The organism is Bradyrhizobium sp. Mp27 (assembly GCF_029953005.1).
GTDB classification, from domain to species: Bacteria; Pseudomonadota; Alphaproteobacteria; order Rhizobiales; family Xanthobacteraceae; genus Bradyrhizobium; species Bradyrhizobium barranii.
In genome coordinates this window covers 1-7,665 of record NZ_JASAUS010000238.1, presented here as the reverse complement: position 1 = coordinate 7,665, position 7,665 = coordinate 1, and the positions used below count along the sequence as shown (strand labels likewise).

General features: G+C 57.5%; 5 protein-coding genes. 4 read left to right on the top strand and 1 reads right to left on the bottom strand.

Annotated elements, in window-relative coordinates:
* Positions 1 to 174: 174 nt before the first annotated feature.
* The 4 genes from QJT78_RS46480 to QJT78_RS46465 are packed head-to-tail and all read left to right on the top strand — an operon-like array spanning position 175 to position 5,436.
* Complete coding sequence (locus tag QJT78_RS46480) at positions 175 to 1,305, top strand: argininosuccinate synthase domain-containing protein (RefSeq protein WP_212491304.1); 1,131 nt, start codon at positions 175 to 177, stop codon at positions 1,303 to 1,305.
* A gap of 1 nt (position 1,306) precedes the next feature.
* Positions 1,307 to 2,128: an arginine deiminase-related protein gene (locus QJT78_RS46475; protein ID WP_212491305.1), complete on the top strand. Its 822-nt coding sequence runs from the start codon at positions 1,307 to 1,309 to the stop codon at positions 2,126 to 2,128.
* A 3-nt stretch (positions 2,129 to 2,131) separates the two neighbouring features.
* Complete coding sequence (locus tag QJT78_RS46470; protein WP_212491306.1) at positions 2,132 to 3,835, top strand: carbamoyltransferase C-terminal domain-containing protein; 1,704 nt, start codon at positions 2,132 to 2,134, stop codon at positions 3,833 to 3,835.
* Positions 3,835 to 5,436, top strand: a complete 1,602-nt coding sequence (locus QJT78_RS46465) for an amino acid--tRNA ligase-related protein (RefSeq protein WP_281460683.1) — start codon at positions 3,835 to 3,837, stop codon at positions 5,434 to 5,436. The genes QJT78_RS46470 and QJT78_RS46465 overlap by 1 nt, the downstream gene beginning before the upstream one ends.
* Before the next feature lie 985 nt (positions 5,437 to 6,421).
* Here the strand turns inward: QJT78_RS46465 and QJT78_RS46460 are convergent.
* On the bottom strand, positions 6,422 to 7,543 hold the full coding sequence (locus QJT78_RS46460; protein ID WP_212491308.1) for a cysteine synthase family protein: 1,122 nt from the start codon (positions 7,541 to 7,543) through the stop codon (positions 6,422 to 6,424).
* Positions 7,544 to 7,665: the final 122 nt, after the last annotated feature.

Here is a 7,665-nt window from a genome sequence, read left to right as displayed (position 1 = left end):
TCGCGGTTGAAGGTGATGGGGTGGCTTCGCAACCGAATCCTACGCCGCATCAGCGCTTTACACCACGCTCGCCAGCCTCTCAGGCGCCCTCTCGCGAATAAGACGGGCTAAAAGTTGCGATGCGAAAGATCTGACGTCTGTGCCTTCGAAGAGATCTCTCTTCGAAGAGATCTCTTGAGGCATGATATGGGCAATTGTGGCCGGACGCTGATTGTTTTTTACGACGACTATCACACGCCCCTCGTTGATCTCGTCTGCTGCTTGCAAGGCGGCGCGACCGTATTCGTGCCGGTACTAAACTCGACAAAGCCAAGCATTGCATTCGCCGCTGGCGCGGGCTGGGACGTGATCGAACTCGATCTAAGAGCAACGTTTTGCGATGAAGTCGTTCGACGGGCGATCAAGGCAAACGCGCGATATCAGGGCGGATATTTTCTTTCGGCCGCGCTATCTCGGCCTGTGATAGCGGAGGCTTGCGTGGCGATACTCGCCGATGCAACCGATGCTCAGGTGATACATGGATTTGCCGGGAACGATCAAGTTCGGTTTGAAGCTGCACTTCTCACCTTGAACGGGCATCTCAAAGTGCGCTGCGTATCCGAGTTGCTCGGCAGCCGTACCGGCGCGAACCAGGATCGATATACAGTTAGCGAAAATTGCTGGGGGGGCTCGATAGAGGCGGGACCACTGGCAGATCCGTGGCGCCAGCCGCTTGAGAGTTGGGGGGAGGCTGAACAAGGAGAGGGCGGCGCCTTGACGAGCGATCTGGTGGTTTCGTTTGCAAGTGGTGTTCCCGTGGCGCTTGACGGCATGAAACTTGGCTTGCTCGAAATTGTGGATCGACTGAACGCTATGGGGAGGTCAATTCCAGTCGACACAGTTGAGGATGGCTGGGTGGGCTTGAAATCGAGGGCGCTCTACCGCGAAGCTGCGGCAGAAATTCTTATTGCGGCGCACGCAGACCTTGAGCGGTTCGTCTCGTCCCGAGAGCAAAACCTTTTCAAGACGCAGATCGACAATGCTTGGTCGCGGCTCGTGTATGAAGGCGGTTGGTTCGATCCACATCGGGCGTCTCTCGATGCGTATATTGATGACGTCAATGCGTGGGTATCGGGCGACGTCCGCATTACGGTAGGCCGTCACGGTGTGCGTGTAGTTGGGCGGCGATCGGAATATGCACTCTACGACGAGCACGTCGCAATATATCGCTTTGGACAAGACCTAGGACTGGATCTTGCTCGGGGTCTCCGAGATCAACTCGTCGCCACGTCGAGGATTGCGCGCGCCCGGCGCTACGGAGGTTAGTATGCATCGTATCATGTGCCCTCCCACATTTTTCGAGATTGAGTATGTGATCAATCCCTGGATGGACCTCGGGATCAAGGTTGATCGTGCGTTGGCGCATCAACAGTGGTCGAGTTTTGTTGCTGTGTTGCGAGCGCTGGGTGACACCGTCGATTTTGTTGACCCCGACCCGAGATGCCCGGATATGACGTTTTCCGGCGACGCTGGTCTGGTCTTCGACAATATTTTCGTCCCGAGCAATTTTCGGGTCAGGGAGCGCGTACTCGAAGTCGAGCACTATACCAACTGGTTTCGCGCGCGCGGTTACACTATTCGTCCGCTAGATCAGTCCATCGCGTTCGAGGGACTTGGAGACGTGATATTCTTTGGTAATCGCGCAATCTTCGGTCACGGAGTTCGTTCGGACCTCCGCTCGTTGGACACTTTAAAGGAACTTATTCCAGAATTGCGAATTCTTGCGCATTTGAAGATAGTCGACGACCGCTTCTTTCATCTGGCCATGGCACTCGCATTCCTCGATGAGAGTACGGTGATCTACTATCCGCCAGCATTTGACGAAGAGTCCGTGACCCTGTTGAAGACCGCGGTACCTGGCGCGCTAGCCGTTAGCGAGGAAGACGCTACAAGATATTTTGCCTGCAACAACGTTGTTGTCGGGCGCAAGGTTCTGCTGGACAATTGCACACAAGAACTGCGCCGAGCTCTTGAGAAGCGCAACTTCGAAGTCGTTCCCTGCGCGATGTCAGAGTTCAAGAAGAGCGGCGGGTCACTCCGGTGCTTGGTGTTGTCGTTTATCGGGAAACAACCGTGCGTGGCGGCCTGAGCTATGAACATTCTCGGCATTAACTCGGTGTATCACGAATCTGCGGCAGCTGTGGTGGTCGACGGGATTGTCGAGGCTGCATGCGAGGAAGAGCGATTCAATCGGCATAAGCATGCAAAGCCGGCGGACGTATGTAATCCACATGAAATGCCTGAAGAGGCAATCCGGTCATGTCTTCGGCAGGCTGGGATCGAAGCCGGCGATGTGGAAGCTGTCGCATACTCATTCAGTCCGAAGGAGCGCCGCAAGAAGTTTGCACCCGATCCGTTGAGCGTGCCGGGGCAGTGGGGTGACATACATGGGGAACGTACATTTCAGTCGCGTCTCGATGAGGTCGCAGGCGCGGTCAGTCGAGTGCTCAAGCGGGACGCGACAGACATTCTGCACTTTGTCCCGCATCATCTCGCGCATGCGGCGTCTTCTTATTATCCGTCCGGTTTCGACGCGGCAGCTATCCTTGTCGTCGACGGCATCGGCGAATCCGCTTGTTCGACGCTCGCTTGCGCTGAAGGCGACTCGATAAGGATACTCGAGGAGATTGAATACCCGCATTCAATCGGATTCTTATGGGAGAAGATCAGCACTTATCTCGGCTTCTCCGAATACGACGCTTGCAAGACCATGGGGTTGGCCGCCTACGGCAATCCAATGACTTTCGCCGACCAGTTTGCATCGCTGATTGCGGTGGGCGAGGAAGGCTATGCCGTCGATGCAGAGAAGATGCGTTTTCGCCTGCCGGATTTTAGTGGGCTCGAGTCGGCTTTCGGTATCGAACGCAACCTAAGTGGAGTGCTGCAAACCCATCATGCCGACGTCGCGGCCGCTTTACAGTCTGCGACGGATGCGGCCGTAACTGCTCTGCTGCGCCGCCTGAGGCGGCTGGTACCCTTCGATCAGCTATGCGTGGCCGGCGGTGTTGGGCTCAATTGCGTCACCAACGCACTCATCAACGATGGTCGTCGGTATCGAGAAATCTACATCCCGCCCGCCCCACATGACAGCGGCACCGCGATAGGTGCGGCGCTTCTACTGCATCATGCAACGGTCCGCGGCCGGCGGGATCTTAACACGCCGACGCCTTATCTCGGACCCGAATTCGGCGACCAAGAGATCATTTCTGCTCTGAACGAGGTTGGTCTCAAACCGAGGCGAAGCGGCTCGGTGGCAAAAGAAGCCGCCAGTATGATCGCCGAGGGCAGGGTCGTTGCCTGGTTCCAAGGACGCATGGAATTCGGCCCGCGCGCTCTGGGAAACCGTTCACTGTTGGCCGACCCGCGAAGGCCCGAAATGCGCCAAGTGTTGAATGGCAAAGTAAAGCACCGTGAGGACTTCCGTCCGTTCGCCCCCAGCGTGTTGGCGGAGTATGCAGAAGAGTGGTTCGAGCTCGGTACCCCCTCGATCAGTCACGAATACATGTTGTTCGCCTGTCCAGCCAGGTCCGATGGGCGTGATCGGATACCGGCGGTGCTCCACTGTGACGGAACGGCCCGATTGCAGATCGTTCGGCAGGCATCTAATCCTTTGTTTCACGAGGTTATCTCTAGCTTTCATAAAATGACTGGAGTTCCCTTGGTTTTGAATACGTCTTTCAACGACAGCGAACCGATCGTGTGTACGCCAGCCCAGGCGGTCGCAACATTTCAGAAGACCAAGATCGACGCGCTGTTTATTGGGAACTTCGTTGTAACGCGGGAGGCTGCGCCGTGATGGAGGCTGCCACACCGATCTCGATCCAGGCAGATGTGGCCGTATTGGAAGGGTGGGTCACGCACCACGATGCGGGCCATGAAACATTTTCGCTGTTCGACGGGCGGGATATTGTGGTTGTTGAATGGTCGGCATCGATGGATCAACGACCAGAGCTTTCTGTCGGGACTGTCGTGCGCGTTCAAGTTCACCGAACAGAAACGTCCTTCATCGCCCGAAGTGTCGAGCGTCTGGCTGTTGCGTCGCAGCCTCCGCCCGGGTCGCCGCCTCCAGAGGACGGCGTGGACGCGATGCGCTCGCGCTACCGCTATCTTGAGTTTCGAAATCCAAGCTTCCAGAACGTGTTTCGTCTTCGGCATCGGATTTGGCTAGAGGTTTCAAAACTTCTCGATTCCCATGGCTATCTCCACGTCGAGACTCCGATTCTGGCGGCGCCATCCGAGTCCGGCGCGAGCGAGTTCATAGTGACCAGCTCGCGAGACGCCGCCTTGCGCTATGCGTTGCCGCAATCTCCACAACTGTTTGGTCATCTGCTGACTATCGGCGGGGTCTCGCGATATTTTCAATGGGGCAGGTGCTTCCGGGACGAAGACTCACGGGTAAACCGGCAGCCAGAATTTACTCAGCTGCATCTGGAAGCCGCATTCGCAACTGAGGCATCAATGATGTGCTTGGTCGAAACGGTGCTTCAGTGTTGCTTTGATGTCGCTGGTATGCGAGCAGACCTCAACGTCGAAAGGCTGTCTTTCCAGGAGGCTCAGCGGCTCTATGGGTCCGATAAGCCGGACCTGCGTTTGGCGTGTCGATTTCGGCAATTGCCCTGCAAGCTGATCGATGGTTCTCGCGAAAGCGAATTGATGACCTGCGACCTTCCGTCGGGTCTTGTTTTCTCTCAGCGAGAGATCACCGAGATTTCCAGTATCGCTGCCCGTCGTCGGTTGGACGTAGTTGGTTATCTTGACCAAGACGCTCGACAGGACATGCGGTTTCCTTTTCGGCTCGACCATGATGACATCGCCAAGGTTCTGAGGGTTTCGCAGAGCTATGCCGCCGGTGCCAGCTTGTTGATAAAAGGCGACTGGCACAGCCACGCCAAGTTGTCCCGAGACCTGTATCAATGGCTGCAAGGCCGCCCACAGCGGCCGCGATCGTGCAGGATGGTCTGGATCTACGACTTTCCACTTTTTGAGGCGAATTCCGAGGAGAAGGGCCGCCTGAAGGCGTTTTCGCATCCGTTCACTGCACCGCAGGATCCGACCGCGCTGCTGGCGGCGGCGCGCAATCACGAATTGCTTGCACTGAAAGGTCGCGCCTTTGATCTCGTGATGAATGGTGAGGAGATCGGCAGCGGTTCAATGCTGATCAGTGATTTGGAGTTGCAGTACGCCGTATTCAGCAAACTGTCGCTGTCAAAGAAGGAAAGTCGCTCTATGTTCGGAGCCCTCATCGACGCTCTTGCCTGTGGCGCGCCGCCGATCGGCGGATTTGGACTTGGCATCGATCGTTTGCTGGCGCTCCTGACTGGCAGTGACAAGATTCGGGATGTCATTGCGTTTCCGAAATCTCGCAACGGTCTTTGCCCGGTTTTTCAAAGGCAGTGAAAGTTGCGAGGCGCATCAAATGCCGAAGTGGCGAAATTGGCAGACGCACAGGATTCTAAATCCTGCTTCTGGAGGCCGAGAAAGGATGAAGGCAATGGTCAAAACGCTCTCGCATGGTCGTGCGCCCAATCACGCCATGTCGAGGCGGCAAGTCTACCGACCCCTGAAACGTAGCGCGCGCAGACCCAGGCGCGGCCGCCGTTTCCCTTGGGAAGGGGTACGGAGCTTGTCTTTCCATATACATGCGTTCCCTTTCGTTTGCTGACAGGCTGCGGGTTCAAGTCCCGCCTTCGGCGCCAATGACGGTCGCTGGGCCAAAAGGTCCAGTACGCGGAACACCCGCATCGCAGCGGGGTGTCGCAGTCTAACTGCTGGAAGGAGGTGAAACGTGATGATGCTGTAGCTCATGTCGGTCTAGGGTCTGCGTGCCTAGCTCATGTAGGCCAAGACATTTTAGACGGCGGGCGCTTAGATGGCGTAGGCCATGTAGGCGGCAAAGGCCAAGGTTGCTTAGAACTCCGCATAGGGCGCCTAGGTGAAAACCTAGACGGCCTAGATGGAGGCTAGCTAGCTGGCTTAGGCCAAACAGGCCTAGCTGGCGACGTCGGGAAATAAGAGCTGAACCCAGTTCCTCTCTTGGCGAGCCTTGCCGAACCCGACCCGTCTCGTCCAGCGAAAGCAGCGAACATGATCCAGCTGGCTCGGAGGATTTCTTCCACCAGATCCGGGTCGGTCCGCGCTCCCGCGACGAATTGGCGGGTGAAACGCGGTTACGCGTACGGTCAAGATGACGTAAAGGCTGCTGGAAGGACTCGATTGTCGCCAACAGCTTGCCGCCAGCTGGACGTATGTGTTGACCGATCAGCGTTCGGACCATTGGGATCAAGGGGTCGGACGATTGGGCAATGAGTTGATTGGGCACGGGTCAGATTGCAGACAGCATCTGGCCCGTTTCAACCTCGACTGGCTGGAATTCCGGTCGTCTTCAGGTTTGAGCAAGCTGTTGCTCCGGAACTGTCAGGCCCAGCTCCCGATACAGAATCCTGATATCGGAAGAAACGGCTTCGTCCCATCCGCCCACCGTGCAGCCGAAACTCAATGCGGGCTCTAGCAGCGGATCCTGTTCCGTCCGCGAATGCGCCGGCGTTAGGCAGAAGCGGTTGGCCGCGAGCCAGCGCGGCTCATAGAGCGAGTCGATGTAGCGATCGGCGCCGTCGGGCAGCACGCCGACCAGGCGGTCCTTCGGCCCGAAGCTGTGGCGCGCCAAGTTCAGTAGCGTATGGACGACCCATCCGGCTGTCCCGCCGACCATCATGCCGTTGCTGCGGGCCAGCCAATGGATGGCGTCGATCGCGTCGGCGTCGCTGACGCGGTGACTGTCGTCTACGACATGGCTGTCGAGGTTCGGCGGCGTGAAGCTCAGGCCTCCGCCCTGGATGAGAAAGTTTCCGCGTTCGCCGCCGAAGATCGTCGATCCTACCGGCTCTGCGGCGACAATCTGAATTGCCGGATCCCGCTCCTTGAGGAAGCGGCCAATACCGCTGATCGTCCCGCAAGTTCCCACTGCTGCGACCACCGCGGATATCCTGTGATCCATCTGTTCCCAGATTTCCGGACCGGTCGATTCGTAATGCGCCTTCGGATTGTCGGGATTGGAGAACTGCGCCGTGGTGATGCAGCCGGGCACGGTCTTTGCCAGATGTTCGGCAAGCGCGATCCGCAACTCGACGGAATCGAAACCGGGCGGCGTTCTCGGCAGATAGATGATCTTGCCGCCAAGCGCCTGAATCCGGCACAGTTTCGCAACCGGCACGTTGCGGTCACAGATCGCATAGGTCGGGTAGCCCTTCAATGTGCCGAGCATGGCAAGGCCGATGGCGGTGTTGCCGGAGGAACTTTCTACGATCGTGGTCCCCGCACCAAGATCACCGCGGCGTTCCGCCTCCCGGATCATCGTTCGCGCGATCCGATCCTTGATGCTTCCGCCGGGATTGAATTGCTCGAGCTTGAGGTAGACCTCGGCCATGTTGTCGTCGAGTCCGCGGATCTTCAGCATCGGCGTGTTGCCGATCGCGCTCTCGACATCAATTGCGAATTTTGGCGCCATTCTCGTTACTCCCCAGAGCTGGCCCCGGTTGTTTGGACAGCGCCCCGCTGGATTTAAGTGGATTCCTGCCGGGTTATGCTGAACGCGGGGCTTTACGGTTTTGTCGTTGCGTCGGGAGGGCG